Source organism: Paeniglutamicibacter sp. Y32M11 (genome assembly GCF_019285735.1).
Lineage (GTDB): Bacteria > Actinomycetota > Actinomycetes > Actinomycetales > Micrococcaceae > Paeniglutamicibacter.
Map to the genome: position 1 here is coordinate 2,785,982 of NZ_CP079107.1, position 26,720 is coordinate 2,812,701.

Annotated in this window: 21 protein-coding genes; 1 reads left to right on the forward strand and 20 read right to left on the reverse strand. The window is 58.4% G+C overall.

All coding sequences use genetic code 11. The annotated features are described in order from the left end of the window. Positions 1-132: 132 nt before the first annotated feature. From KUF55_RS12290 to rpsL, 18 genes are all read right to left on the reverse strand, one after another. Entirely contained in the window at positions 133-1,095 is a 963-nt protein-coding gene (locus KUF55_RS12290) for an endonuclease/exonuclease/phosphatase family protein (protein ID WP_218816799.1), read from the reverse strand. A gap of 183 nt (positions 1,096-1,278) precedes the next feature. Then, positions 1,279-1,566, reverse strand: a complete 288-nt coding sequence (gene rpsQ, locus KUF55_RS12295; protein WP_113762234.1) for a 30S ribosomal protein S17 — start codon at positions 1,564-1,566, stop codon at positions 1,279-1,281. Next, positions 1,566-1,835 carry a 50S ribosomal protein L29 gene (gene rpmC, locus KUF55_RS12300; RefSeq protein WP_132358668.1) on the reverse strand — a complete coding sequence of 90 codons (270 nt, stop codon included), beginning with the start codon at positions 1,833-1,835 and terminating at the stop codon, positions 1,566-1,568. The genes rpsQ and rpmC overlap by 1 nt, the downstream gene beginning before the upstream one ends. A 2-nt stretch (positions 1,836-1,837) precedes the next feature. After that, a complete protein-coding gene (rplP, locus tag KUF55_RS12305) occupies positions 1,838-2,254 on the reverse strand; it encodes a 50S ribosomal protein L16 (protein WP_132358670.1) in 417 nt (138 codons plus the stop codon). Further along, positions 2,255-3,085, reverse strand: coding sequence for a 30S ribosomal protein S3 (gene rpsC, locus KUF55_RS12310; protein WP_132358672.1), 831 nt, complete (start codon positions 3,083-3,085; stop codon positions 2,255-2,257). Then, a complete protein-coding gene (gene rplV / locus KUF55_RS12315) occupies positions 3,086-3,451 on the reverse strand; it encodes a 50S ribosomal protein L22 (RefSeq protein WP_071212937.1) in 366 nt (121 codons plus the stop codon). It lies immediately after the preceding gene. A gap of 57 nt (positions 3,452-3,508) precedes the next feature. After that, the gene (gene rpsS, locus KUF55_RS12320) at positions 3,509-3,790 is read right to left on the reverse strand and encodes a 30S ribosomal protein S19 (protein WP_068731512.1); all 282 of its coding nucleotides are present in this window, start codon (positions 3,788-3,790) and stop codon (positions 3,509-3,511) included. 12 nt (positions 3,791-3,802) lie between these two features. After that, positions 3,803-4,642 carry a 50S ribosomal protein L2 gene (rplB, locus tag KUF55_RS12325; protein ID WP_132358674.1) on the reverse strand — a complete coding sequence of 280 codons (840 nt, stop codon included), beginning with the start codon at positions 4,640-4,642 and terminating at the stop codon, positions 3,803-3,805. 30 nt (positions 4,643-4,672) lie between these two features. Continuing rightward, entirely contained in the window at positions 4,673-4,975 is a 303-nt protein-coding gene (rplW, locus tag KUF55_RS12330; RefSeq protein WP_007271029.1) for a 50S ribosomal protein L23, read from the reverse strand. Next, positions 4,972-5,574, reverse strand: a complete 603-nt coding sequence (gene rplD, locus KUF55_RS12335) for a 50S ribosomal protein L4 (RefSeq protein WP_132358676.1) — start codon at positions 5,572-5,574, stop codon at positions 4,972-4,974. Before rplD ends, rplW begins: the two co-directional genes overlap by 4 nt. Before the next feature lie 4 nt (positions 5,575-5,578). Beyond that, a complete protein-coding gene (gene rplC / locus KUF55_RS12340) occupies positions 5,579-6,229 on the reverse strand; it encodes a 50S ribosomal protein L3 (RefSeq protein ID WP_132358678.1) in 651 nt (216 codons plus the stop codon). Between the two features lie 20 nt (positions 6,230-6,249). Then, positions 6,250-6,558 (reverse strand): 30S ribosomal protein S10, encoded by a 309-nt coding sequence (gene rpsJ / locus KUF55_RS12345; protein ID WP_003803825.1) that lies wholly within the window; start codon positions 6,556-6,558, stop codon positions 6,250-6,252. Between the two features lie 577 nt (positions 6,559-7,135). Then, the gene (locus KUF55_RS18805; protein WP_255557017.1) at positions 7,136-7,264 is read right to left on the reverse strand and encodes a hypothetical protein; all 129 of its coding nucleotides are present in this window, start codon (positions 7,262-7,264) and stop codon (positions 7,136-7,138) included. An 81-nt stretch (positions 7,265-7,345) separates the two neighbouring features. Beyond that, positions 7,346-11,350: a hypothetical protein gene (locus tag KUF55_RS12350; RefSeq protein ID WP_218816800.1), complete on the reverse strand. Its 4,005-nt coding sequence runs from the start codon at positions 11,348-11,350 to the stop codon at positions 7,346-7,348. 212 nt (positions 11,351-11,562) lie between these two features. Then, complete coding sequence (gene tuf / locus KUF55_RS12355; RefSeq protein WP_132358690.1) at positions 11,563-12,753, reverse strand: elongation factor Tu; 1,191 nt, start codon at positions 12,751-12,753, stop codon at positions 11,563-11,565. A gap of 238 nt (positions 12,754-12,991) precedes the next feature. Further along, positions 12,992-15,106 (reverse strand): elongation factor G, encoded by a 2,115-nt coding sequence (gene fusA, locus KUF55_RS12360; RefSeq protein WP_132358692.1) that lies wholly within the window; start codon positions 15,104-15,106, stop codon positions 12,992-12,994. 81 nt (positions 15,107-15,187) lie between these two features. After that, positions 15,188-15,658 carry a 30S ribosomal protein S7 gene (gene rpsG / locus KUF55_RS12365; RefSeq protein WP_132358694.1) on the reverse strand — a complete coding sequence of 157 codons (471 nt, stop codon included), beginning with the start codon at positions 15,656-15,658 and terminating at the stop codon, positions 15,188-15,190. After that, entirely contained in the window at positions 15,658-16,032 is a 375-nt protein-coding gene (rpsL, locus tag KUF55_RS12370) for a 30S ribosomal protein S12 (protein ID WP_068731493.1), read from the reverse strand. The genes rpsG and rpsL overlap by 1 nt, the downstream gene beginning before the upstream one ends. A 516-nt stretch (positions 16,033-16,548) precedes the next feature. On the opposite strand from rpsL, the gene KUF55_RS12375 reads away from it, so the two are divergent. Next, a complete protein-coding gene (locus KUF55_RS12375; RefSeq protein ID WP_218816801.1) occupies positions 16,549-18,300 on the forward strand; it encodes an HNH endonuclease signature motif containing protein in 1,752 nt (583 codons plus the stop codon). Positions 18,301-18,678: 378 nt separating this feature from the next. On the opposite strand, the gene KUF55_RS12380 is transcribed toward KUF55_RS12375, so the two are convergent. Next, complete coding sequence (locus KUF55_RS12380; RefSeq protein WP_132358698.1) at positions 18,679-22,572, reverse strand: DNA-directed RNA polymerase subunit beta'; 3,894 nt, start codon at positions 22,570-22,572, stop codon at positions 18,679-18,681. Positions 22,573-22,761: 189 nt separating this feature from the next. Further along, the gene (gene rpoB / locus KUF55_RS12385; protein WP_218816802.1) at positions 22,762-26,268 is read right to left on the reverse strand and encodes a DNA-directed RNA polymerase subunit beta; all 3,507 of its coding nucleotides are present in this window, start codon (positions 26,266-26,268) and stop codon (positions 22,762-22,764) included. Between the last annotated feature and the right edge of the window lie 452 nt (positions 26,269-26,720).

The following is a 26,720-nucleotide window of genomic DNA, read 5'->3' on the forward strand; positions in this document are numbered from 1 at the left end:
TGGATAGTCCCCATACATAACGCGCACAGAAAATAAAGTCTACCGCAAGAATGCGAGATCCCGAAACCCTGTGGTAGTGCCATGTTCGTGGTGCTTGGTCACATTTGGCCCAGAATCATGCGCATCACACGCTCAGCGACATACCGCTAGTCGGGCAACGATGCCGTGGTGATCCGTGCCCGGCACCTCGATGCGTATGGCTTCAGTGACGGCAAAACCTCGAACCAATATGTGGTCAATGCGCACCAGGGCAGGAATGGGGAGGTCGGCCGGCCAGGTGCCCGCTGGAAGCGGACCCAACAATGGCACCGCATCCTGAAATTGCTTCGCCAGTTCCCTGAATTGTGGATGTGCTGCGGTGGCGTTGAAGTCCCCCGCCAGAATCAACGGGGTTGCGTCTTGGCGCAGTTGCCACGCATCAATGCCACGCAGCGTGGCTGCCCACGACGTGGGTCCATGTGTTGGAGGTATGGGGTGGATGCCGGCAATCCGAAGAGAGCCCAGGTCGGGGTGCTGGATCAGCGCCACCGGTGCGTCAAAAAGAGCACCCTCGGTTTGGCTCGCGGCATCTGGCTCTTGACTCAGCGGGAACTTGGAGAGAATGACGGTATCAACGCTCCCGCCAAAGACTACCGGCTCGGTTCGATGGCCGTAGGCTCCGCGGACAAGTTCGGCCCTGAGTGCCTCGATCATGGGCTCGCTGGTTTCCACCAGCACGAGCACCGTGGGATCTGTGTCTCTGATGGCTTCGGCCAGGACTCCGACGTTGGCGTTACCTCGTCCTGCATTCAGCGAGAGCACGCTGAGCTGCGCGGACTCCGAACAGAAACGTGCCGGAGTCTGAGGGAACAGGGGTAGCAGCGCCATACCACCGAAGACGAACAAGATGGCAGCGGCGATGAAGGCTCGGCGCAGACACAAAATCAGGGACAACACCAGGGCACCAACAAGCAGTATGGGAAGTACCGCTTGCGCCATCGCCACGACGGGCGAGCTCACGAGGTTCACGTGTGGCAGCACGGCCAGCGCGGCACCCAGAACTGCCGCAAGGGCAAGGGTCGCGATGCGACGTGCTCGGCTCCGCCGACTTTTCATCTACTCCCCCACCACACCATGATAGTTTTCGCGTGCCCTGTGTATCTGTCACAACCGAAAGCTACACACTACCCGCGGGCCCGCTCGCCAACGCAAAACACCCCCGGAGGCCGACTGGATAAATCCAGCGGTTCCGGGGGTGTTTTGTTTGGTTCACGTCAGAGTGAAAACCAGCGAAAGAGCTTACTTAGCCTTTTCGAGGATTTCCACGAGGCGCCAGCGCTTGTCAGCAGACAGCGGGCGGGTCTCGGCGATGAGAACGAGGTCGCCGATACCGGCGCTGTTCTCTTCGTCGTGAGCCTTGACGTTCTTGTTGCGACGCATGACCTTGCCGTAAAGGGCGTGCTTAACACGGTCCTCTACGTCAACGACGATGGTCTTCTGCATTTTGTCGGAAACCACGTAACCACGGAGGGTCTTGCGGTCGTTGCGCTCTGCAGCTGCATCCACGACGTTATCCTTCTCGCTCATTACTTGGCTTCCTTGCTCTTCTTGGTCTCTTCGACCGGCACTACAACCTCGGCACGAAGGCCAAGCTCGCGTTCGCGAAGAACGGTGTAGATACGAGCGATGTCACGCTTGACAGACTTCAAGTTGCCATGCGATTCAAGCTGACCCGTGGCCGACTGGAAACGGAGGTTGAACAACTCCTCCTTGGCCTTCTTGAGCTCCTCGACCAGACGGGCGTTATCAAAGCCGTCCAGTGCTTCGGTTGCTAGATCTTTAGATCCGATTGCCATTCCTATTCACCACCCTCACGACGCACAATGCGTGCCTTCAACGGCAGCTTGTGGATTGCAAGGCGCATTGCCTCGCGTGCTACCTCTTCACTAACACCGGAGATCTCAAAGAGAACTCGTCCCGGCTTGACGTTTGCGACCCACCATTCCGGAGAACCCTTACCGGAACCCATGCGGGTTTCGGCCGGCTTCTTCGTCAGCGGACGGTCAGGATAAATGTTGATCCAAACCTTGCCGCCACGCTTGATGTGGCGGGTCATGGCGATACGAGCTGCCTCGATCTGGCGGTTGGTAACGTAGGCCGGTGTAAGGGCCTGGATACCATACTCACCGAAGGCTACCGTGGTACCGCCCGATGCTGCGCCACTCCGCTTGGGGTGGTGCTGCTTACGGTACTTTACGCGGCGTGGGATAAGCATTTAAGCCTGTCCTCCTTCTGCGGCTGCAACCGGAGCTGCCTCGGCAGCCGGAGCTGCTTCCGCTGCCGGTGCAGTGTTGCGGTCGTTACGACGACGGCGTTCGCCACCTTCGGGACGTCCAGCTGGACGTCCGCCCGGACGATCGCCGCGGCCACGGGCCGGAGCTGCTGCAGCCTGAGCTGCCAGTTCCTTCGAAGTTACGTCGCCCTTGTAGATCCAAACCTTCACGCCAATGCGGCCGAAGGTGGTCTTGGCTTCGAACTTGCCGTAGTCGATGTTCGCACGCAGGGTGTGCAACGGCACACGGCCTTCGCGGTAGAACTCCTTGCGGGACATTTCTGCACCGCCAAGACGACCGGAGCACTGAACGCGGATGCCCTTGGCACCTGCGCGCATTGCCGACTGCATAGCCTTCTTCATTGCGCGGCGGAAAGCCACACGTGAAGCAAGCTGCTCTGCAATGCCCTGGGCAACAAGCTGAGCTTCGATCTCGGGGTTCTTGACCTCGAGGATGTTCAGCTGAACCTGCTTGCCGGTGAGCTTTTCGAGCTCGCCACGGATGCGATCGGCTTCGGCGCCGCGGCGACCGATAACGATGCCGGGACGTGCGGTGTGGATATCCACACGAACACGGTCACGGGTACGTTCGATCTCCACGCGAGCGATGCCGGCGCGTTCCATGCCAACAGTCATCAGTTCGCGGATACGGATGTCTTCTTTTACGAAGTCCTTGTATCGCTGACCGACCTTGGTGCTGTCGGCGAACCAGTGCGAAACATGGTCGGTAGTAATACCGAGTCGGAACCCATGCGGGTTAACCTTCTGTCCCATTTATTCTTCCCCACCCTTCTTAGGGGTTGCGACGACCACAGTGATGTGGCTCGTGCGCTTCTTGATCTGGTATGCCCGACCCTGAGCACGCGGCTGGAACCGCTTCATGGTCGGACCCTCGTCAACAAACGCTTCGCTGATGAACAGCTCGTCTTCGTTGAACGCGACACCCTCGCGGTCTGCGGCGGCACGGGCGTTAGCCACTGCCGATGCTACAACCTTGAACACTGGCTCTGAAGCTGCCTGTGGGGCAAACTTCAGGATCGCCAGTGCTTCGTTCGTCTGCTTGCCACGAACAAGGTTGACGACGCGCCGGGCCTTCATAGGCGTCACGCGGATATGGCGCGCAATTGCCTTGGCTTCCATTGCTTTCCTTCTCTCGTCTCTCGAAGAAGTGCTAAGCACTCGCTGAACCCTTGCGGGTTAGCGGCGCTTGCCCTTCTTGTCGTCCTTCACGTGGCTGCGGAACGTCCGGGTCGGGCTAAACTCGCCGAGCTTGTGCCCGACCATCGACTCGGTTACAAACACGGGGATGTGCTTACGTCCGTCATGTACGGCGATCGTGTGCCCGAGCATGTCGGGGATGATCATCGAACGGCGGGACCACGTCTTAATGACGTTCTTGGTGCCCTTTTCGTTCTCAGCAGCGACCTTAACAAAAAGGTGCTGATCGACGAAGGGGCCTTTCTTCAGGCTGCGTGGCATGTTTCCAGGCTCCTATCGCTTGTTCTTGCCGGTACGGCGACGGCGGACAATCAACTTGTCGCTGTCCTTGTTCGGACGACGAGTGCGTCCTTCGCGCTTGCCGTTCGGGTTGACCGGGTGACGGCCACCGGACGTCTTGCCTTCGCCACCACCATGCGGGTGATCAACGGGGTTCATGGCAACGCCACGCACGGTCGGGCGTACGCCCTTCCAGCGCATACGGCCGGCCTTTCCCCAGTTGATGTTCGACTGCTCGGCGTTTCCGACCTCGCCGACGGTTGCGCGGCAGCGCACGTCAACGTTGCGGATTTCGCCGGACGGCAAACGCAGCTGAGCGAAGCGACCCTCACGGGCCACCAGCTGAACCGAGGCACCTGCGGAACGAGCCATCTTGGCACCGCCACCGGGACGCAATTCCACGGCGTGGATAACAGTACCCACTGGAATGTTGCGCAACGGAAGGTTGTTGCCAGGCTTGATGTCGGCGTTAGCGCCGGCTTCAATGGCATCGCCCTGGGCGAGCTTGTTCGGTGCAATGATGTAACGCTTGGTTCCATCAATGTAGTGAAGAAGCGCAATGCGGGCAGTACGGTTCGGGTCATACTCGATGTGAGCGACCTTCGCCGGCACGCCGTCCTTGTCGTGACGACGGAAGTCGATCAGACGGTACTGGCGCTTGTGTCCGCCACCCTTGTGACGAGTGGTGATCTTACCGGTGTTGTTACGTCCGCCAGTTTTGTGCAACGGGCGAAGCAACGACTTTTCCGGAGTCGATCGCGTGATTTCTGCGAAGTCGGCTACGCTCGAGCCGCGAAGGCCCGGGGTAGTCGGCTTGTATTTACGGATTCCCATAGTTTAATTCCTCGTTAAAGTGGTCTCCGCTTAAGAAAGCGGACCGCCGAAGATGTCAATCGAGCCTTCCTTCAGGGAGACGATTGCACGCTTAGTAGCCTTGCGCGTCCCCCATCCGAATTTGGTGCGCTTGCGCTTGCCGGCACGATTGAGGGTGTTTACGGAATCAACCTTGACCGAGAAGATGGCTTCCACGGCGTTCTTGATTTCCGTCTTGTTTGAACGCGGGTCAACGAGGAAGGTGTACTTACCTTCGTCGATCAGACCGTAGCTCTTTTCCGAGACGACGGGTGCAATGACCACGTCGTGCGGAGCCTTGGAGAAGTCGCTCATTTGGCTTCCTCTTTCTGGACCAGGGCATCAAAAGCGGCCTTGGTGAAGACAACGTCGTCGGAAACCAGCACATCGTAAGTGTTGAGCTGATCTACGTACAGAACGTGTACTTCAGCGAGGTTGCGTGCCGAAAGGGCTGCAACATCGTTGGCGCGCTCGATGACTACGAGCAGGTTCTTGCGCTCGGAAAGAGCGCGCAGGGTAGCCATAGCTTCCTTGGTGGACGGCGCAGTGCCGGTAACCAGGGATTCAATGACGTGAACGCGGTTGTTGCGAGCGCGGTCAGACAGGGCGCCGCGCAATGCAGCAGCCTTCATCTTCTTGGGGGTGCGCTGGCTGTAATCGCGAGGTGTCGGTCCGTGGACAACGCCACCACCGGTCATGTGAGGAGCACGGATTGAACCCTGACGGGCGCGGCCGGTGCCCTTCTGTGCGAAAGGCTTACGACCGGCACCGGAAACTTCGGCGCGGTTCTTGACCTTGTGCGTACCCTGACGAGCAGCTGCGAGCTGGGCCACAACGACCTGGTGCAGCAGCGGAACGTTAGTCTGAACGTCGAAGATCTCCGAAGGGAGTTCTACGTTAAGTGCCTTAGACATTTAGTTATGCTCCCTTCACAGCGGTGCGTACGAGAACGACGCGTCCGCGGGCGCCGGGAACGGCACCCTTGATCAGCAGGAGGTTCTTCTCTGCGTCCACAGCGTGAACCGTGAGGTTCTGCGTGGTGACGCGGTCAACACCCATACGACCAGCCATCTTCTGACCCTGGAACACGCGTCCCGGAGTCGAAGCGCCGCCGATGGAGCCCGGCTTACGGTGGTTCTTGTGAGCACCGTGCGATGCCGGAGCACCGTGGAAGCCGTGGCGCTTCATGACGCCAGCAAAGCCCTTACCCTTGGAAGTACCTACGACGTCGACCTTCTGGCCAGCGGCGAAGATTTCGACGGAGAGTTCCTGGCCTGCGGCGTAGGACTCGGCGTCTGCAGTGCGCAGCTCAACAACGTGGCGGCGCGGGGTAACCCCTGCTGCCTCGAAGTGGCCGGCGAGCGGCTTGGTGACCTTGCGCGGGTCGATCTGGCCGTAGCCGATCTGAACCGCGGTGTAGCCATCGCGCTCGGCGTTGCGCAGCTGAGTGACGACATTGCTGTCAGCCTGTACAACGGTTACAGGAATGAGATTGTTGTTTTCATCCCAAACCTGGGTCATGCCGAGCTTCGTGCCCAGCAGGCCCTTTACATTACGGGTTGCGGTCATAGTTTTCTCGCCACCTCCCCTTAGAGCTTGATTTCGATGTTGACATCCGCCGGCAGGTCGAGACGCATCAGCGAATCTACGGCCTTCGGGGTCGGATCGATGATGTCGATCAGACGCTTGTGCGTGCGCATTTCAAAGTGCTCACGGCTGTCTTTGTACTTGTGAGGCGAACGGATAACGCAGTAAACGTTCTTCTCCGTCGGCAGTGGCACTGGGCCAACTACGGTTGCGCCAGCGCGCGTTACCGTCTCAACGATCTTCCGGGCAGAAACGTCAATGACCTCGTGGTCATACGACTTCAGCCGGATGCGGATTTTTTGTCCCGCCATGGCTTGATGCCTCTTTCTAATTAGCACTCTCTGTACAGTTACTGTGCCCTACGGGCCCCTTACGGGACCGGCACGCCTCGCATCGAACTGAATCCGGATAAAATCCGGGTTCCTCAATCCGCCGAGGCCGACCCCCGCGGTCGGGCGTGTCGCTTTTGAAAGCGATACTAAACCTTATAAATCCGTGGGGGACATTGCTCGTGGTTTCAAAAAAATCTGTCGTACCGCTCCCTAGCCCCGGGCATTATCCCGAGTGAGACACGATCTCAGTTGAAAACCCTTACCCCGGTCTCGGTTTCCCGATCAGCAGGCATGAGCCATTGAAATTCTCACGAACAACTTGTCTAGTCTGGCAGGTTTCGGGCCAAAACACCAAATCACCTGTTTCCAGCAATTCTCCCGGCAGCGCGGCACTCCCCCGCGCCCCGGCCATCAGCCCATCCTCCGAGCGGGAAAAAGCCGGGATTTCGGGCCTGATTTCTCGCGCGTTCTCGGGCGACCTGTCCACAGGCTGCTTGTCCAGAACTCTTCGCGTGAGTAAAGCCACAGTTGGAGGGGCCGTGGTTGTTGATCGCGGCTACAGATCCTCTTGGTTGGAGCGTTTGATGTTCTTCGCCCGGTCAATCTCATGGGAGAACTGCTTGCGCAGGCGCACGATAACAACTACGACAACGATAACGATCAGCATAACTATCAAGAACTTCATGAGCCCAGCCTAGCGCCCGCACAAGAGAGGTCACGGCCCACCCGGGATGAACGAAATGCTCAGAGCCATCCCCCAACGGGATTAGCGCTGATCTTCCGGCTTCCTGCCGGGATCCGTGGTCGTTGCCGGCGGGCTCTGCGGCAGGGGCGGATTTCCGTTGGGTTCTGGTGCCGGCCCGCTCACCTCTCCGCTGTTCCCCGACGGACGCGGCTCCGTTGGCGCGGGGAGTTGGTTGCTCTGCACCTGCCATGGCATCGGAATCGGGGCAACTTGCGGTTGCTGGAGGATGGGTTCGTTTTCTGGGGCTACCGCACTGCGGTTCATTTTGCCCAGACGCCACAGTGCCAAGACAATCAAGCCCACGGCGATGAGCAGCAGAAGCAGGAAGGTGTACCCACGCAAGAACCACAACACCGCCACGGCAATCCCAACAGCACCCCAAATCGTAAAGATCTTCCGATTCGTCAGCAGCCCAAAAACGAGTAGTGCGGTGAATCCCATGAGCAGCACCAATTGCTGGGTCAGCGTCGAGGTGAGGAACGTTCCGACTCCCGTCAGCGAAAGCAATAACGCGGCTGCTCCCATGACCAGGGTCCCGCGCTGCTCGCGTTTGCGTGAGAACTCGTAGCCAGCCAGTACGCCCAGAACCACAACCCAGTACGTGCAAGCCGTAAAGATGCTCGTTCCGTCAACGGCAACCCACCAACAGCGGTGGATGACCGCGGCTGCAACCAGAGCCGCAATCTCGTAGGCACTTTCACGCCAACGCAACGGCACTTCGAGTGCTGCCGCGGAGAAGACCGCCACCAGCACAGCCATTCCCCCAGTAAACACGTAGGCCGATGCGTCGTGCGTCAGTCCAAGCAATCCGGTCATGGTCAACGCCAGCAGCGCCGCGGCGAAAACTACGCGGCTATGAGCTGGGCTCCAGCCCTGCGTCCGCTTGGTCAATTCACCGAATCGCGCGGGTTCTGCTCCGAATCGACCGCCAACCACCGCAACGATTGACAAGATCATGACCGTCAAGACAAGAGCGAGCATGGTGTCCATGGGTTCACTCCCCCGCTGTCCGGCCAATGAGCGTACCGCTTCGATTCCACTATGCGAGGCCAGAGCCACCAAGGCCGAAGCACCTAGCATCAGTAAAGGAATCCCCCACGTGATGGCAAAGACACCTGTACCCGCTGCACCAAGTACCCCGGCAACAATCTCCCACTCCGAGTCGAAACGGGAAGCAATACCCAACAACGCCACCCAGTACAAGAGTGCAACAGCAGCCCTGACCCACCGTTGAGCTCTTCCGCCTAGGCCACGGAGTTCAGCGACGATACAGCCGGCCAACAACACCGAAATCAGCGTACCGGCAACATGTTCGCCCCATAACGGGCTCGGCAGCCAGCCACCTGTCCGCAATGCATCACCCAGTGTCGGTGTTAATACCAACCCCAAAAGACCCAGGGCCCCGGGAATGGCAATGTAGCGGGAAAGCTCGGTGTTCTGCGATGTCGTGGTGAAAACGACGGTGCAAAAGACCAGCAGGCAGAGGTTTTGAATGAGCAAACTGGCCTGATCAAGGCCACCGGCAATACCGCTGAGGTAGGTTATCGGCAAGAGCAGCAGCACCGCGAGTGCCACATACGTCAGTAGATGTCCCGCGCCGAGGGACTTTGTCTCATGGCGACGTCGGCTCATGATGGCGCGGGCAGATTGAGCCGAGGCAACCGTAAACGCCAGCAGCGCGTACTGCCCGTGAGAATCCATATCAAATCTGTCGGCAATGTGCCATGCCATCCCCGAGAAGAGCAGCTGCGCCAAGATCCCGTAGCTCACCCGGATACTGCGCGTTGTTGCGCTCGTTGCTCTGGCTCCCACGTAAATGAGCCCGAAAGCCGCCACAATTTCCACTAGCCAGGATGGTGAATGGCCCGCGCTGATCCCCAGAGCGCCAGCCAAGGCCGTTAATCCGCCCAGGTGCACGAGTGTTGCAGAAACACCGCTCAGGTTTGCTTGCTGAGCTGATGTTCGGAAGCCCAACACCATTGTCGTCCCTACCAAACCCACCACCAGCAAGAGCCACATCAGGATGATGTCCCATTGATAGCCGACCCACAGCACCGTACCGAAATTCGGCGTGGCACCGGCTAACGCGGCAACGGATGCGCTGCTGTCGCTGGCCAACAATACGCGCAGCGACCACGTGATGAGGGAGGCGCCCAACAGTCCCCCGGCGAAGAACGAGGCTTCGCCCAGTACCGGCAAGCCGGAAGCATCAAAATCGTCATTTCCCGCAGTTCGCCGGGTGTGGTGGAGCAGCTGGCGCACGGCAATAGCTACCTGGACCAGTAGTGCCAGCCCAATGCCCACGAGCGTTGCCACATCAACAACCACATCGGGGAGCTGTTCGTTGATACTTCCGCCGGATAAGGACTGCGAAGGATGAGCCGACCGCACGGGATTCAGCGTCCATCCCGATGCCGCTAGGGAGAAGAACGCGCCCACGCCGGCTATAAAAAGCACTCGTGCTGCCCAGCCCAGCAGCAAGCTGTCCTTGGGCAACGCCGAACGTGAAAGCCACCAGGTAGCCAGCAAAGCCCCCACGAAGATGAATGCCTGGCGGCCCAGGTTCCCGTTACTGGGTTCGATGAGCACCAAAATCGCCGCACCCACGGGAATCCATCGGAAGTAGCCACCCCGTTTGATCCCCACCACCAAACCGGTCACAACCAGCAACACCAGCGCCCAGTTTAGGTCCAGTTCACCGTCTCCGGCAGTGATCCGCCCATCAGTCAGCAGGCCTTCGGCACCCAAGAGGGTGCTGATAGCGGCGGTGCCGACCAGGATCCAACTCTCGATGGTGACTCGCCCCTGGTGGACCCGAAGTTTGGACATGTAGCTGTGGCTCAGTTGGGCCAGTACGACCAGTTGGATCATCAGTGCCACGGCCAGAACCCTGAAGACGATTGTTAATGGGACCTCGGCTGCGTGGAGGAATGCGGCAAGGGCAACCATTCCGCTGAGCCGCGCGGCGGCGAGATGCCAGAAACGTTCGGCCGGTGGAACGGCAAAAAGCGCTACAACGTAGTAGGTGCAAGCTGCGGCAAAAAGCCAACCATAATCGCTGGCCCGTAGGACGGCTGCCGAACATAGTCCTGCAGCTAACGTGGCGGGAACCAAGTATCGATGTGCCACGGTGAAGGACTGAAGATAAATATTCGAGACCCAACGTGGCTTCTTAAATCCGACGAGCGTGATAATCGTGGCCAGCAACATGCTGAAGAAGAAGTAGAAGATCAACCCGCGGTTGAGCACTGCGCCGCCGGAGTATGCGGTCGAAACCAGGAATGTGGTGGCAAGTCCCGCGACGACTCTGGACTGCAGCTTCCCTGCGGCGTAGACAAATGCGGCGGTGCCAACGATGGAGGTCACGAACCAGCTCGCGCCGGGAGTTGTGGACAGGAGCACAAAATGCGCCAGGCCGGTCATGGGAATCAGGGCGAGGCCGGTGGCGGTGAATGCCGCAGCGGCCGGACGCAACCGTTCACTGCGCGCGTGCATGACGAGACCAACAACGTAGAATCCGGCCGCGACAATGGCCAAACCTACCACCTTGGCAGCGGCGGGTAGCGCCAGTGCGATAAACAAGGACGCGGCGGCAACGAGCAGAAGAGCCGCAACGTACAAGGTGATGTTGATATTTCGCAGGGCGCGCACACGTGGGTCCACTGGCACGGGAGGTGCTGGGGCCGGTGCTACCGGGGCCTGTGTCTGGCCCGCCCACGCGATAATGGGTACGCGTTGTTGCGCGATGGACTGAGCGATGGTTGGCTGTGCGACGCCAGCATCAAACGCACTTGGCGGTGTGGCCGGTTGGCCCTCCCCCACCGGAGGCAGCAAATTCTTGGCTCCAGTAACTTCGGTTTGCACCCGAGAAGCTGCGTCGAAACCTTGTTGCCAGGCCGCTGCCTGAGCTTTCCGAGCAGATTCGCCGAGGGCGGCCTGGAGTTTAACCGTGGCCCGGTGTCGGCCCAGATAGTATCCGACAATAAAAAGCCCAATCGCGACTACCACTAGTGCAAACTCGCCCATGGTTTCTTCTCTCCACCCCTTTTACGCGTCAGCCGTCAGCGACGACAATACCCAGTGACCTAACCTTACCCCATTCAGGCTAATCGTTTGATAAAAGAAGTGGGTGAAACATGAAACCGCTCGAGGGCAACGAAAAAGGCCCTTGTTGCATCGTCGAAACGATGCAACAAGGGCCTTCTCTAGGCTGTTAGGCCAAGATCAGCGAAGTAAACTTACGCGGTGATCTTGGTGACCTTGCCTGAACCAACGGTGCGGCCGCCTTCGCGAATTGCGAAGCCGAGGCCCTCTTCCATGGCGATCGGCTGGATCAGCACGACAGACATTTCGGTGTTGTCGCCAGGCATAACCATTTCCGTGCCTTCCGGCAGGGTGATAACGCCGGTAACGTCCGTGGTGCGGAAGTAGAACTGCGGGCGGTAGTTCGAGTAGAACGGGTTGTGACGTCCGCCTTCATCCTTGGACAGGATGTAGACGTTAGCCTCAAAGTCGGTGTGCGGGGTAATGGAACCCGGCTTCACGATGACCTGGCCACGCTCTACGTCTTCGCGCTTGATGCCGCGAAGAAGCAGACCACAGTTCTCGCCGGCCCATGCCTCGTCGAGCTGCTTGTGGAACATCTCGATACCGGTAACCGTGGTCTTCTGGACCGGGCGGATACCAACAATTTCGATTTCCGAGTTGATCTTCAGGGTTCCACGCTCGGCGCGGCCCGTAACAACGGTGCCACGACCGGTGATGGTGAAGACATCTTCAACCGGCATCAAGAACGGCTTGTCCTTGTCGCGGATCGGATCCGGAACGTGGTTATCCACGGCTTCCATGAGCTCTTCGATGGTCTTGACCCAAACCGGGTCGCCTTCGAGTGCCTTCAGGCCGGAAACGCGGACAACAGGTGCCTCGTCGCCGTCGAAGCCCTGCGAGGAAAGAAGTTCGCGAACTTCCATTTCCACAAGGTCAAGAAGCTCTTCGTCGTCAACCATGTCGGACTTGTTCAGTGCGACCAGCAGGTAGGGAACGCCAACCTGGCGGGCGAGCAGAACGTGCTCGCGGGTCTGAGCCATCGGGCCGTCAGTGGCGGCAACCACGAGGATTGCACCGTCCATCTGTGCAGCGCCGGTGATCATGTTCTTGATGTAGTCAGCGTGACCCGGTGCATCAACGTGCGCGTAGTGGCGCTTCTCGGTCTGGTACTCGACGTGAGAGATGTTGATGGTAATGCCGCGCTGGCGCTCTTCCGGTGCAGAGTCAATCTGCGAGAAGTCGCGCTGCTCGTTCAAATCCGGGTACTTGTCAGCAAGCACCTTCGAAATGGCGGCCGTCAACGTGGTCTTACCGTGGTCAACGTGACCGATGGTGCCGATGTTGACGTGCGGCTTGTTCCGCTCGAACTTTGCCTTTGCCACAGGTTCCTCCTAGAAACGATTACAGAAGACGTACCTCGTCCACACGGTTCGCGGACGAAACTTGTACAAGTCTACTGGGGGCTTAGTGAAATGTTAAAATCATGGTTAGCTGCGGGTTCCGGCAAAGGATCCGTTAGCTGGCCTGGCGGGGCCGGATTGAATTTCTTCGCACCGGCCCCAGCCTGCGGCCGCTCACCCGAGAATCGGGTTCACGGCCAATTTTTGGTCCTAAACGAGATTACTCGCCGCGGGACTTCTGGATGATCTCGTCGGCAACTGCCTTCGGGACCTCGGAGTAGCTGGAGAACGTCATCGAGTACACGGCACGGCCCTGAGTCTTCGAACGCAGGTCACCAATGTAACCGAACATTTCAGACAGCGGAACCGTTGCACGAATAACCTTCACGCCTGCAGCGTCTTCCATCGAAGCGATGGAACCACGGCGGGAGTTCAAGTCACCAATGACATCGCCCATGTACTCCTCAGGAGTACGGACTTCGACATCCATAACCGGCTCAAGAATGATCGGCTGGGCGCGGCGTGCGCCTTCCTTGAACACCTGTGAACCAGCAATCTTGAATGCCATTTCCGAGGAGTCAACGTCGTGGTAGGCACCATCAAGGAGGATAGCCTTCACGCCAACCATCGGGTAGCCGGCCAGGATACCGAACTGCATGGCGTCCTGGATACCAGCGTCAATCGACGGGATGTATTCGCGAGGAATACGGCCACCGGTAACGCTGTTCTTGAATTCGTAGATGACACCGTCAACAACTTCCAAGGGCTCGAACGAGACCTGGACCTTTGCGAACTGACCCGAACCACCGGTCTGCTTCTTGTGGGTGAAGTCAACCTTCTCCACAGACTTCTTGATGGTTTCGCGGTATGCAACCTGCGGCTTGCCAACGTTAGCTTCAACGCGGAATTCGCGACGCATGCGGTCCACCAGGATATCCAGGTGAAGCTCGCCCATGCCGCCAATTTCGGTCTGGCCAGTGTCTTCGTTGAGGGAGACGGTGAACGTCGGGTCCTCGGCAGAAAGCTTCTGGATAGCCGTTGACAGCTTCTCCTGATCACCCTTGGTCTTGGGCTCAATGGCCACGAAGATCACGGGATCAGGGAAGGACATCGACTCAAGAACGATCGGGTTTGCCGGATCGCACAAGGTATCACCGGTGGTGGTGTCCTTGAGGCCGATCACTGCGTAGATGTGGCCGGCGTGGACCTCGTCTACTGGCATTTCCTTATTGGCGTGCATCTGGAAGAGCTTGCCAATACGTTCTTTCTTCTGCTTCGTCGAGTTCAGCAGCTGAGTACCCGGAGTTGCCTTACCGGAGTACACGCGGATGAAGTTCAACTGACCGAAGAACGGGTGAGTCGCGATCTTGAAGGCCAGAGCCGAGAACGGCTCAGTCTCGTTCGGCTCGCGGCGGATCTCGATCTCTTCGTTCTTCGGATCGGTACCGATCGTCGCGCCAACATCCATAGGATTCGGCAGGAAGTCGATAACAGCATCCAGCATCGGCTGAACGCCACGGTTCTTGAAAGCAGAACCACAGAAGACCGGGTAGATCTCGGAGTTAACAACCATCTTACGAATTCCGGCCTTGAGCTCAGCAACGCTGATCTCTTCGCCTTCGAGGAACTTCTCCATGAGCTCGTCAGAGCCCTCGGCAACGTCCTCAACCAGCTTGGCGCGGTATTCCTCGGCCTTTTCCAGCATGTCTGCCGGAATTTCGCGAGTTTCGTATGCTGCACCCATGGTGACGTCGCCCTTGGCGTCGCCTTCCCAAACGAGTGCCTTCATGGTGAGCAGATCAACGACGCCGACGAAGTCGGACTCGGAACCGATCGGAAGCTGCATAACCAACGGCTTAGCACCAAGGCGCTTGATGATGGTGTCGACGGTGAAGTAGAAGTCTGCACCCATCTTGTCCATCTTGTTGACGAAGCAGATACGCGGAACGTTGTACTTGTCAGCCTGGCGCCAAACAGTCTCAGACTGCGGCTCCACGCCTTCCTTGCCATCGAACACGGCAACGGCACCATCGAGGACGCGCAGTGAGCGCTCAACCTCGACTGTGAAGTCAACGTGGCCCGGGGTGTCAATGATGTTGATCTGGTTTTTGTTCCAGAAGCAGGTCACGGCGGCAGACGTGATAGTAATGCCGCGCTCCTTTTCCTGCTCCATCCAGTCAGTCGTCGAGGCACCATCGTGCGTCTCGCCGAGCTTGTGGTTCACACCCGTGTAGAACAGGATGCGTTCCGTAGTAGTGGTCTTACCGGCGTCGATGTGAGCCATGATGCCGATATTGCGGACCTTATTAAGGTCGGTAAGCACTTCCTGTGCCACAATGTCTCCCTAAGTCGGTGATGCCCGAAACGCTGGTGGAACCGATCAAAGATCAATTCCACCAGCGAAACAGAACGCTTTTTACCAGCGGTAGTGGGCGAAGGCCTTGTTGGACTCTGCCATCTTGTGGGTATCTTCGCGACGCTTTACAGCAGCGCCAAGACCGTTGGAAGCGTCGAGGATCTCGTTCATGAGACGCTCGATCATGGTCTTCTCGCGGCGAGCCTTCGAGTAACCAACGAGCCAGCGAAGTGCAAGAGCGGTCGAACGACCGGGCTTGACCTCAACGGGAACCTGGTACGTTGCGCCACCAACACGGCGGGAACGAACTTCGAGGGCCGGGCGGATGTTATCCATGGCCTTCTTCAAGGTAACAACCGGGTCAGCAGCGTTCTTGGCTGCAACACCTGCGAGTGCACCGTAAACGATACGCTCGGCTGTGGACTTCTTACCATCGACCAAAACCTTATTGATCAGCTGGGTAACAAGCGGGGAACCGTGTACCGGATCCGAGACGAGTGGGCGCGCGGGCGCCGGACCCTTACGAGGCATTACTTACCTTCCTTCTTGGCACCGTAGCGCGAGCGAGCTTGCTTACGGTTCTTCACACCCTGGGTATCGAGGGCACCACGTACGATCTTGTAGCGCACACCCGGAAGGTCCTTCACACGACCACCGCGAACGAGCACGATGGAGTGTTCCTGAAGGTTGTGACCAACACCAGGAATGTAAGCGGTAACTTCAACGCCACCGGCAAGACGCACACGTGCGACCTTACGAAGTGCGGAGTTAGGCTTCTTCGGGGTCGTGGTGTACACACGGGTGCAAACGCCACGACGCATCGGGTTGCCCTTAAGGGCTGGGGCCTTGGTCTTTTTGACCTTCGGCGAGCGGCCCTTACGGACCAGCTGCTGAATAGTAGGCACTTTCGTGTCCTTCCATTGTCTAAGTTTGTCGGCACCATAATCAGACTCTAAAGTTCCAGATTATGGAGCTAGCTGCTTGCTTTACCGAACACCGGAACGAAAATGCTCTAGGCGTGCGAAAGTGTGGCATCTGTTGCGCAACCTACCCGCAACCCGGACCGTGTCCATTTGCCACACATGAAAAACAATTACCACTAGTTTAGCACGCCGTAGGCACGGAACCGGACGGGGTGGCGGCCCCGGCCTCCACGTGCATTCGCACCTTGCCGCCATCTCGCGAACGACTCCACGAGATTTACCGGGATTCGGGCACTTTTACCTGCATTCGGCGATGAGTGCTGTTCGTTGATGCAGGGCAGGTCACTTAATTTTTCCTCTTGCGCCGCGCATCATTCGGCACGAGTTCATACGTGGCTCACCTTCTGGGCAGTTCTCCTGCGTCAAAAGTTATCCACCATCCCGCGGCATGCCAATCGGCAAAGTCCTCTACGGGGTCATGCTGGGTTTATGAATTCCATGGCGGCACTCACCACCGCCGGACTGGCTGAATTGCAGCACGTCTTGGCACCGTCCATAGAGAGCCCGGATGAGTCTATCTCCGAGGTACCTGTGGACGACAAGCTGCGTCTGCTTGCCCTACTGAATCCAGTACTCAAGCGGCTTGTTGATGACATCGCCGCCCAACTTGGAAGTTCGGCCGTACGGTCGCTGCTTCTGGCAATGCTGACCGAAGACCTATCAAGAACCACTGGACGCGCTCAAATTGTGGCCGCCGGCAAGGTAGACGAAACCAATGCTCACACCATGGCCCAGGAACCTCTGAGCGAACTTATTGAGCTCCATAACCATCTCGAAGATTTCATCGGCGGCGCGTCGATTCTGCCCACGGACCATTACCACTCCCCGGGCACAAAAATGCTTTTCCGAGATTCCACCGATCTACTCAAAGATCGCCTGCACCTCTCCTATATGGCGGCCAAGCATCGACTTCTCACCCGAGACCTCCTGCTCCCACACACAGGCTTTAACGGGGCACCCATTTCCCCTCGTTATAAGGAACTCGGAAGGGTATTCAACGACGGCACGGCCGATCCGTTGGAAGCCGCAGGTACCGCACGGCGGCTCCTAGCCCTGCAACCGGGCATTGATGCCCAGCCGGACCCTGCCACAGCAGCGGAACGCATTGAAAAGCAGGTGGCCGAGTCCCTGACATCACGGAATCAGAGCGGTACCGGTCAGCTACTCAAGCTCATTTCTTCACAGCTAGACGGCACTGCCCTCGAACGCTCCGAGAAACAAATGGAGGACCATTTTGGCCTCGAGTTCAAAGGCAAACGACCCCACGGGTTCATCTGGGAACTATGCACCGGGACATCCGGTCATGAATTACTCACAACACTCTCTGACGAGCTGAGTAACCCGCGGTCCAAATTCGGAAGCGTACCCGAAGCCCCAGAAGCACTCGGGCAACCGGCGCTTTTGGGGATGGACGGTTCCCCACAGCTCTCCCCCGAACCGACTATTATCCCAGCTTGGGCAGTCAGCCCAGATATGCCGATGGATGAGCGACCCCGTGCCGAGTTCTCTGATCTGGGTCAGGTGCCACCGGCCGATATTCAAGGTACCCAGATCCCGATGCTTCCCGGTGAGACTTTGGCTGCGGCTCAATCGCGATCCAAGGCCAGGAACCTACTTCAGGCATTCTTTGACGCCATTCGTTGCACCATGAACCAAGATCCATATCCCACGGAAAATCTCCCCATGAAACCCAATATCGATTTGATCGTCACGATTTCGTGGGATTCGCTGATTGGAAAGCTCAACGATCCGGGAATCTCCAATCACGGACATCTGGTGTCTGCTGCCTACGCTCGACGGCTGGCGTGCGTCGCCAACGTTCTGCCCGCGGTACTCGGCACCGAATCGCAGCCCTTGGATCTAGGCCGAACCCAGCGTTTCTTCAGTCGGGCGCAACGTCGGGCCATGGCACTGCGGGACCGCGGATGCATCAACCCAGGTTGCACCATGGCCGCACACCGTTGCGAAGCGAACCATATCCAACCGTGGTACCTCGGCGGTGAGACAGATTTGTCCAATGGGGCCCTCTTGTGTCCGATCTGCCACGCGTCCTTCCACGCCGGACACTTCAAGATTGTTGTCCTCAAGTCGATCCCTTATGTTCTACAAAACAAGGCCGTTGACCCCGAACAACGACTCAGGCGCAATTGGTTCTTTCACCCTCAAAGTGACTCCGTCCAGGAGCCCTAAGGCAACGGACCATCGCCTCCTTGCGGACCTCAACTAGACAACATATCTACTAGAACCTTAAGCCTCTATGTGCCGCGAACGCCTGGAAATCATGGGCAATGGTGCCCCTCTGATATCAACGGCGACTCTACGTTCGAGCGATCCAATAGATGAGCAATCACCCGGTATCAGTAAGTGATTGTCCGTAGACAGGGGTGTTGGATTTTTGGTTCTCACTGTGTGTTCGGGTCTTCCGTAAGCAGCGACCACATTTCGAGCACAAAAAAGATCGGCCCGTGCTGCGTTCCCCCATTCCCCTTTCGAGGTTGCGAGACGCTGCACGGGCCGATCTTGTTACGCGGTCTTCTCCCCGGTCAAGCCGGGGAGAAGAATTACGCCTTAGCGGAAATCGTTGCCGAGATCGTAGTCATCCATGGCGATGGCGTGGAATTCCGGGCTGAGGCCCGGCTCCAAACCTTCGTAGTCCATGCCGGTGGAGAAGGCGGACTGACCGGTGAACAGCGAAGCCTTCGCTGCCTCGGTCGGTTCCACGTTTACCTGGGTGTAGCGGTCCAAGCCGGTACCGGCCGGGATCAACTTACCGATGATCACGTTTTCCTTCAGGCCGAGCAATGGATCGGACTTGCCTTCCATTGCAGCCTGAGTCAGGACACGCGTGGTCTCCTGGAAGGAAGCAGCCGAGAGCCATGAATCGGTAGCCAAGGAAGCCTTGGTAATACCCATCAATTCGTCACGACCGGAAGCCGGACGCTTACCTTCGGAAACAGCCTTGCGGTTGGCCGACTGGAAGCGTGCCTTGTCAGCAAGCTCGCCCGGCAGCAAGTCGGTTTCGCCCGACTCGATGACGGTGATGCGGCGAAGCATCTGGCGAACGATGACTTCCACGTGCTTATCGTGGATGCCAACACCCTGGGATTGGTACACTTCCTGGACTTCGCGGACGAGGAACTTCTGTGCCTCTCGCGGGCCAAGAACTCGCAGTACCTGCTTCGGGTCAATTGCACCGGCGACCAACTGCTGGCCAACGATGACGGACTCGCCCTCAACAACCAACAGACGTGCACGACGCAGAATCGGGTAAGCGATTTCTTCGTCACCGTTGTCCGGGGTGATCACGATGCGGAGCTGCTTTTCGCTGTCCTCGATCGTGACACGACCCGCAACCTCGGAGATCGGGGCAACACCCTTAGGTGTACGTGCCTCGAAGAGCTCCTGGATACGGGGCAGACCCTGGGTGATATCTTCCGCGGAAGCAGCACCACCGGTGTGGAAGGTACGCATGGTCAGCTGGGTACCGGGCTCACCAATGGACTGTGCGGCAATAATGCCCACTGCCTCACCGATGTCAACGGTCTTGCCGCTGGCCAAGGAACGACCGTAGCAAAGTGCACAGGTTCCAACGGCCGATTCACAGGTCAGCACGGAGCGAACCTTGATCTCGGTGACGCCGGCTGCGAACAGTTCGTCGATGAGCACGTCGCCCACGTCGGAACCGCCCTCTGCCAACACGGTGCCCGAAGCATCGGTCACGTCAGTGGCCAAGGTCCGGGTGTACGCCGAGTTCTCAACGGTTTCGTGCATACGCACGGTACCGATTTCGTCGGTGTAAGCAATCGGCACGGTCAGACCGCGGTTGGTACCACAGTCCTGTTCGCGAACGATGACATCCTGCGAGACGTCCACCAGACGACGGGTCAAGTAACCCGAGTTGGCGGTCTTCAGCGCGGTATCAGCCAGGCCCTTACGGGCACCGTGAGTCGCGATGAAGTACTCGAGAACGGACAAGCCTTCACGGTAGGAAGACTTGATCGGACGCGGGATGATCTCACCCTTAGGGTTAGACACCAGACCACGGATACCGGCAATCTGGCGCAGCTGCAGCCAGTTACCACGAGCCTTTGAGGTCACCATTCGGTTAATGGTGTTCAGCTCTTCCATGCCGTTCTTCATGGCCTCGGCTACCTCATCGGTGGCCTTGGTCCAGATATCGATAAGGTCCTGACGACGCTCGGTGTCGGCGATCAGGCCCTTGTCGAACTGCGACTGCACACGACGTGCCTTCTCCTCGTACGGAGCAAGGATTGAAGCCTTGTCCATGTTCGAGGTGATGTCGGAGATGGCAACGGTGACGCCCGAGAAGGTCGCCCACTTGAAGCCCGCATCCTTCAGGTTATCCAGCGTTGCCGCCGTAACAACCTTCGGGTAGCGCTCTGCCAAGTCGTTGACGATCTCAGAGAGAGCATCCTTGCCGGCAACGCGCTCAACCCACGGGTAATCGGCCGGAAGGGTGTCGTTGAAGAGCACCTGTCCGAGCGACGTCGGGATGATAGCTTCTTCGCCCGCTACCCAACCTTCCGGTGCCGGCTGATCCTCGGACGGGACAAAGCCCGAGACGCGGATCTTAACCGGTGCGTTCAGGTGGAGTTCTCCGCGATCCATGGCCATGAAAGCCTCGGACGGAGTGGTGAACGCACGACCGGCGCCCGTCTCGTCCAGACGCTTGGTGGTCAAGTGGTGCAGACCGATGATCATATCCTGTGAAGGCAGAGCAACCGGGCGACCATCCGAAGGCTTCAGAATGTTGTTGCTCGAGAGCATCAAGATTCGCGCTTCGGCCTGAGCTTCGGGGCTCAGCGGCAGGTGAACTGCCATCTGGTCACCGTCGAAGTCAGCGTTGAAAGCGGCACAAACCAACGGGTGCAGCTGAAGGGCCTTACCTTCAACCAGCTGAGGTTCGAACGCCTGGATGCCCAAACGGTGCAGGGTAGGTGCACGGTTAAGCAACACGGGGTGCTCGGTGATGATCTCTTCGAGAACATCCCAAACCTGCGGGCGGTAACGCTCGACCATGCGCTTAGCGCTCTTGATGTTCTGTGCGTGGTTGAGGTCAACCAAGCGCTTCATCACGAACGGCTTGAAGAGCTCCAGAGCCATCTGCTTAGGCAGACCACACTGGTGCAGCTTCAGCTGCGGGCCAACCACGATGACCGAACGGCCCGAGTAGTCAACACGCTTGCCGAGGAGGTTCTGGCGGAATCGTCCCTGCTTGCCCTTGAGCATGTCGCTCAGGGACTTCAACGGACGGTTACCCGGACCGGTTACCGGACGGCCACGACGACCGTTATCGAAGAGCGAGTCAACAGCTTCCTGCAGCATGCGCTTTTCGTTGTTCACGATGATTTCCGGCGCGCCCAGGTCCAACAAGCGCTTGAGGCGGTTGTTGCGGTTGATGACGCGACGGTACAGGTCGTTGAGGTCGGAGGTCGCAAAGCGGCCACCGTCGAGCTGAACCATCGGGCGCAGTTCCGGCGGGATCACTGGAACGGCATCCAAGACCATGCCCAACGGGGAGTTGGTCGTGGTCAAGAACGCGTTAACAACCTTGAGGCGCTTCAGGGCACGCGTCTTGCGCTGGCCCTTACCGTTCTCAATGATGTCGCGCAGGATCTCGGCTTCTGCTTCCATGTCGAAGCCCTGAAGGCGCTTCTTGATGGCTTCGGCGCCCATGGAGCCCTCGAAGTACAGTCCGTAACGTTCGCGCAGCGAACGGAACAGGCCTTCGTCTCCCTCAAGGTCAGCGACCTTGAGGTTCTTGAAGCGGTCCCAGACCTGGTCGAGGCGTTCGATGTCGGCGTCGGCGCGCTTACGCACCTGAGCCATCGTCTTATCGGCCAAGTCGCGGGTCTTCTTCTTTTCCGCTGCCTTGGCACCCGCGGCTTCGAGGGCAGCAAGCTGGTCCTCGAGTTCACGGGCAATCGCGGCAATGTCGGAGTCGCGGGTGTCAACGAGCTGCTTGCGTTCCAGATCGTGCTGGGCCTGGAGGTTCGGCAGTTCGGCGTGACGGCGCTCTTCATCAACGGAAGTGACCATGTAGGCAGCGAAGTAAATGATCTTTTCAAGATCCTTCGGTGCCAGGTCAAGCAGGTAGCCCAAGCGCGAGGGAACGCCCTTGAAGTACCAGATGTGGGTCACGGGAGCGGCAAGCTCGATGTGGCCCATGCGTTCGCGGCGCACCTTGGCACGGGTAACTTCGACGCCACAGCGTTCGCAAATGATGCCCTTGAAACGCACGCGCTTGTACTTGCCGCAGTTACATTCCCAGTCACGAGTCGGACCGAAGATCTTTTCGCAGAAAAGACCGTCCTTTTCCGGCTTTAGGGTGCGGTAGTTGATGGTTTCGGGCTTCTTTACCTCGCCGTAGCTCCACCCGCGGATCTCTTCCGCTGTTGCCAGGCCGATGCGCATGAGTCCGAATGAGGATTCGCTGGACATATGGTCCTTATCTCTCTTCTAAGTTCTCTGAAGTCTAAATTGGTGAGGTGTTCGTTGAACCCGTAGGTTCAACGCTCACCGTGGGTCTGGAAGATATCCAGCTCCGCAATCGTGTCTTGGCGGTCGAAGGAGCGCTGCGCTGGTGTTGCCACCGGCACCGCTCCCCCAACCACAAGGCACCTATTGGAACTAAACCTCTTCGACGGAGTTCGGTTCAGACCGGGAAAGGTCGATACCGAGTTCTTCCGCTGCCCGGAAGACTTCTTCGTCCGAGTCTCGCATTTCGATGGTCTGCCCGTCGGTTCCGAGGACCTCGACGTTCAAGCACAACGACTGCATTTCCTTGATCAGAACCTTGAACGATTCCGGAACGCCAGGTTCCGGGATGTTCTCGCCCTTAACGATTGCTTCGTAGACCTTCACGCGACCGTGAATATCATCCGACTTAATCGTGAGCAGTTCCTGCAAGGTGTAAGCGGCACCGTAGGCCTCCAGGGCCCACACTTCCATCTCACCAAAGCGCTGGCCACCGAACTGTGCCTTACCACCCAGCGGCTGCTGCGTGATCATGGAGTACGGACCGGTCGAGCGTGCGTGGATCTTGTCGTCCACCAGGTGGTGAAGCTTCAAGATGTACATGTAACCAACGGATACCGGATCCGGGAAGGGCTGACCGGAGCGGCCGTCATACAGACGAGCCTTACCGGAGTTGCCGATCAGACGAACGCCGTCGCGGGTCACGTTGGTGTGATCCAACAGGCCGCGGACTTCGTCTTCCGACGCGCCATCGAATACCGGGGAGGAGACCAGCGTGGAAGGAGATTCGCGCGGCAGATCCGGCAGGTTCTTCACCCAAGCCGGTTCGCCCTCGATCTTCCAACCCTGCTTGGCTGCCCAACCGAGGTGGATTTCCAGAACCTGGCCGACGTTCATTCGACCCGGAACACCCAAGGGGTTCAGGACGATGTCAACCGGAGTTCCATCTTCCAGGAACGGCATATCTTCGATCGGCAGGATCTTGGAAATGACGCCCTTGTTACCGTGACGGCCAGCGAGCTTGTCACCATTGGTGATCTTGCGCTTCTGAGCCACGTAAACGCGAACCAGCTGGTTCACGCCCGGAGGCAGGTCATCGTCGTTGTCGCGGTCGAAGATGCGAACACCAATGACCACGCCGGACTCGCCGTGCGGCACCTTCAAGGAGGTGTCGCGCACTTCGCGGGACTTCTCACCGAAGATGGCGCGCAGCAGGCGCTCTTCCGGAGTCAGCTCGGTCTCGCCCTTAGGCGTGACTCGGCCAACGAGGATGTCGCCAGCTTCAACCTCGGCACCGATGTGGATGATGCCGCGCTCGTCGAGCTGCGCCAGGATCTCTTCGGAGACGTTCGGGATGTCGCGGGTGATTTCCTCGGCACCAAGCTTGGTGTCGCGGGCATCAACTTCGTGCTCTTCGATGTGAATCGAGGTCAGCACATCGTCGGAGACCATGCGCTGGGAGAGGATGATCGCATCCTCGAAGTTGTGACCCTGCCATGACATGAAGGCAACCAGCAGGTTCTTACCCAGGGCGAGCTCGCCCTTGTCGGTGGAGGGACCGTCGGCGATGATCGAGTTGTAGTCAACTCGGTCGCCTTCGGAAACCATCACGCGCTGGTTGTATGCGTTGCCCTGGTTAGAGCGTGCAAACTTCATGATCGGGTAGGCCGATTCGGTGCCATCATCGTTCATGACGGTGACGAGGTCAGCCGACACCTCGGAGACAACGCCTCCGGTGGATGCGATAACCGAGTCGCCGGCGTCAACGGCCGCGAACTTCTCCATACCGGTACCCACGAATGGGGACTCGGAGGCCAGCAACGGCACAGCCTGACGCTGCATGTTGGCACCCATAAGTGCGCGGTTAGCATCGTCGTGCTCGAGGAACGGAATCAGGGCGGTTGCCACAGACACCATCTGGCGCGGGGAAACGTCCATGTAGGCGATCTCGTTGGGCTCAACGATGACGGGCTCGCCGCCACCACCCTTTTCACGAACGAGTACGCCGTCTTCGATGAAGTGACCGTCTTCGCTCAACGGCGCGTTGGCCTGTGCGATGAAGTGGTCAAGCTCGTCATCAGCTGTCAGGTAATCGATCTGACCGGTGACCCGACCATCAACGACCTGGCGGTACGGAGTTTCGATGAAGCCGAAGGCGTTGATGCGACCGTAGGTAGCCAACGAACCGATCAGACCAATGTTCGGGCCTTCGGGGGTTTCAATCGGGCACATACGTCCGTAGTGGGACGGGTGAACGTCTCGAACTTCCATGCCTGCACGGTCACGGGACAGACCACCCGGGCCCAGCGCGGAAAGACGACGCTTGTGCGTCAGACCGGCGAGCGGGTTGTTCTGGTCCATGAACTGCGAGAGCTGGGAGGTACCGAAGAACTCCTTGATCGCTGCAACAACCGGACGGATGTTGATCAGCGTCTGCGGAGTGATGGCCTCGACGTCCTGGGTGGTCATGCGTTCACGCACAACACGCTCCATGCGGGAAAGACCCGTACGGACCTGGTTCTCGATCAATTCGCCAACGGCGCGGATGCGACGGTTGCCGAAGTGGTCGATGTCATCGACACTCACGGTCAAAGCGACAGGCTTGCCGTCGCGGATACCCGGGGTGGTCTTCTCGCCGGCGTGCAGCGCGACGAGGAACTTGATCATCGCGACAATGTCGTCGATGTTCAGGACCGATGCATCGGGGCTGTTCAGCGGGGTGTCAACACCGAGCTTGCGGTTGATCTTGTAACGACCAACCTTTGCCAGGTCGTAGCGCTTGGCCTCGAAGTAGAGGTTCTTGAGCAACGCCTGAGCAGCATCGACCGTCGGCGGCTCGCCCGGGCGAAGCTTGCGGTAGATATCCAGGAGGGCTTCTTCCTGGGTATCGGTGGTGTCCTTCTCAAGGGTGGCGCGGATCGAGTCGTACTGTCCGAACTCCTCGAGGATACGACCTTCGGTCCAGCCAAGAGCCTTGAGCAGAACCGTAACCGACTGCTTGCGCTTACGGTCAAGGCGAACGCCGACCTGATCACGCTTGTCGATTTCGAGTTCAAACCAAGCACCACGCGACGGGATGATCTTCGCGGTGAAGATGTCCTTGTCACTGGTCTTGTCTGGGGTGCGTTCGAAGTAAGCGCCCGGGGAACGAACGAGCTGGGACACCACGACACGCTCGGTGCCGTTGATGATGAAGGTGCCCTTGTCGGTCATCAGCGGGAAGTCGCCCATGAACACGGTCTGCTGCTTGATTTCGCCCGTGTTGTTGTTCATGAACTCGGCCTTAACGTACAACGGAGCCGCGTACGTAGCGTCGCGGTCCTTGCACTCGGCCATGGTGTACTTCGGGTCAGCAAATTCAGGCTCAGAGAAGCTCAGGGACATAGTCTCCTGGAAGTCTTCAATGGGGGAGATCTCTTCAAAGATCTCGGCAAGGCCCGAAGTGCTGGCTACACTGGTGTCACCAATGGTCTGGGCGTAGGCCAGACGGTTCTTCCAGCGCTCATTGCCGATGAGCCAATCAAAGCTCTCGGTCTGCAGCGCCAAGAGGTTTGGAACATCCAGTGGTTCGTGAATCTTTGCAAAAGAAAGTCGGCCAGCATATTCCGCGGTGCGGGCCGAACTAGCGGTTTGGTTGTTAGAGGTGCTCGAGGCGACCAAGATGGATCCTTCCACAGACCGTCAGGTTTCCGGCGTCGTCTCTCTGCGAAGAGTTTCACTGTTCACAGCACCGCTGAGCAGGCCTACCGCTATATGAAGGCCGGAGATGAAAAGAGAAGACGCAAATCTCAACGTTACACCATCGGACCTACCATGTCTACCGTCCGGCATGCAACCCAGCAGCCCAGGCCCGGTTTTTGCTGAGATTTACATCACGCGCAAGATGGTGGGGGTGTTGGTGCAAACCAGAGGCACTAGCCTAGAAACACTCAGCTTAACCTCGAGTGTTCCCAGAAAGTGAGTTTCTGAACGTGAACTTAGCCAAAGACAACACGGTGATTGCTCATGCATCTAGAGATGCCCTATCTCCCGCTATCGGAATTCGTGCACGAAATTCACGGCCACTCCACCCATTACGGGTCCACGCCGCAGTAGGCACCAATGTTCACAAT

Excerpts from the sequence above, each read along its gene's own strand:
- rpsQ (WP_113762234.1), bottom strand. The coding sequence starts at position 1,566 with ATGAGCGAGAAGGATAACGTCGTGGATGCAGCTGCAGAGCGCAACGAC.
- rpsS (WP_068731512.1), bottom strand. The coding sequence starts at position 3,790 with ATGCCACGCAGCCTGAAGAAAGGCCCCTTCGTCGATCAGCACCTTTTT.
- KUF55_RS12375 (WP_218816801.1), top strand. The coding sequence starts at position 16,549 with ATGGCGGCACTCACCACCGCCGGACTGGCTGAATTGCAGCACGTCTTG.
- rplB (WP_132358674.1), bottom strand. The coding sequence starts at position 4,642 with ATGGGAATCCGTAAATACAAGCCGACTACCCCGGGCCTTCGCGGCTCG.
- rplC (WP_132358678.1), bottom strand. The coding sequence starts at position 6,229 with ATGACCGCAACCCGTAATGTAAAGGGCCTGCTGGGCACGAAGCTCGGC.
- rplP (WP_132358670.1), bottom strand. The coding sequence starts at position 2,254 with ATGCTTATCCCACGCCGCGTAAAGTACCGTAAGCAGCACCACCCCAAG.
- rpsG (WP_132358694.1), bottom strand. The coding sequence starts at position 15,658 with ATGCCTCGTAAGGGTCCGGCGCCCGCGCGCCCACTCGTCTCGGATCCG.
- rplD (WP_132358676.1), bottom strand. The coding sequence starts at position 5,574 with ATGTCTAAGGCACTTAACGTAGAACTCCCTTCGGAGATCTTCGACGTT.
- KUF55_RS12380 (WP_132358698.1), bottom strand. The coding sequence starts at position 22,572 with ATGTCCAGCGAATCCTCATTCGGACTCATGCGCATCGGCCTGGCAACA.
- rplW (WP_007271029.1), bottom strand. The coding sequence starts at position 4,975 with ATGAGCGACTTCTCCAAGGCTCCGCACGACGTGGTCATTGCACCCGTC.
- KUF55_RS12350 (WP_218816800.1), bottom strand. The coding sequence starts at position 11,350 with ATGGGCGAGTTTGCACTAGTGGTAGTCGCGATTGGGCTTTTTATTGTC.
- rpsJ (WP_003803825.1), bottom strand. The coding sequence starts at position 6,558 with ATGGCGGGACAAAAAATCCGCATCCGGCTGAAGTCGTATGACCACGAG.
- rpsC (WP_132358672.1), bottom strand. The coding sequence starts at position 3,085 with ATGGGACAGAAGGTTAACCCGCATGGGTTCCGACTCGGTATTACTACC.
- KUF55_RS18805 (WP_255557017.1), bottom strand. The coding sequence starts at position 7,264 with ATGAAGTTCTTGATAGTTATGCTGATCGTTATCGTTGTCGTAGTTGTT.
- rplV (WP_071212937.1), bottom strand. The coding sequence starts at position 3,451 with ATGGAAGCCAAGGCAATTGCGCGCCATATCCGCGTGACGCCTATGAAG.
- rpmC (WP_132358668.1), bottom strand. The coding sequence starts at position 1,835 with ATGGCAATCGGATCTAAAGATCTAGCAACCGAAGCACTGGACGGCTTT.
- KUF55_RS12290 (WP_218816799.1), bottom strand. The coding sequence starts at position 1,095 with ATGAAAAGTCGGCGGAGCCGAGCACGTCGCATCGCGACCCTTGCCCTT.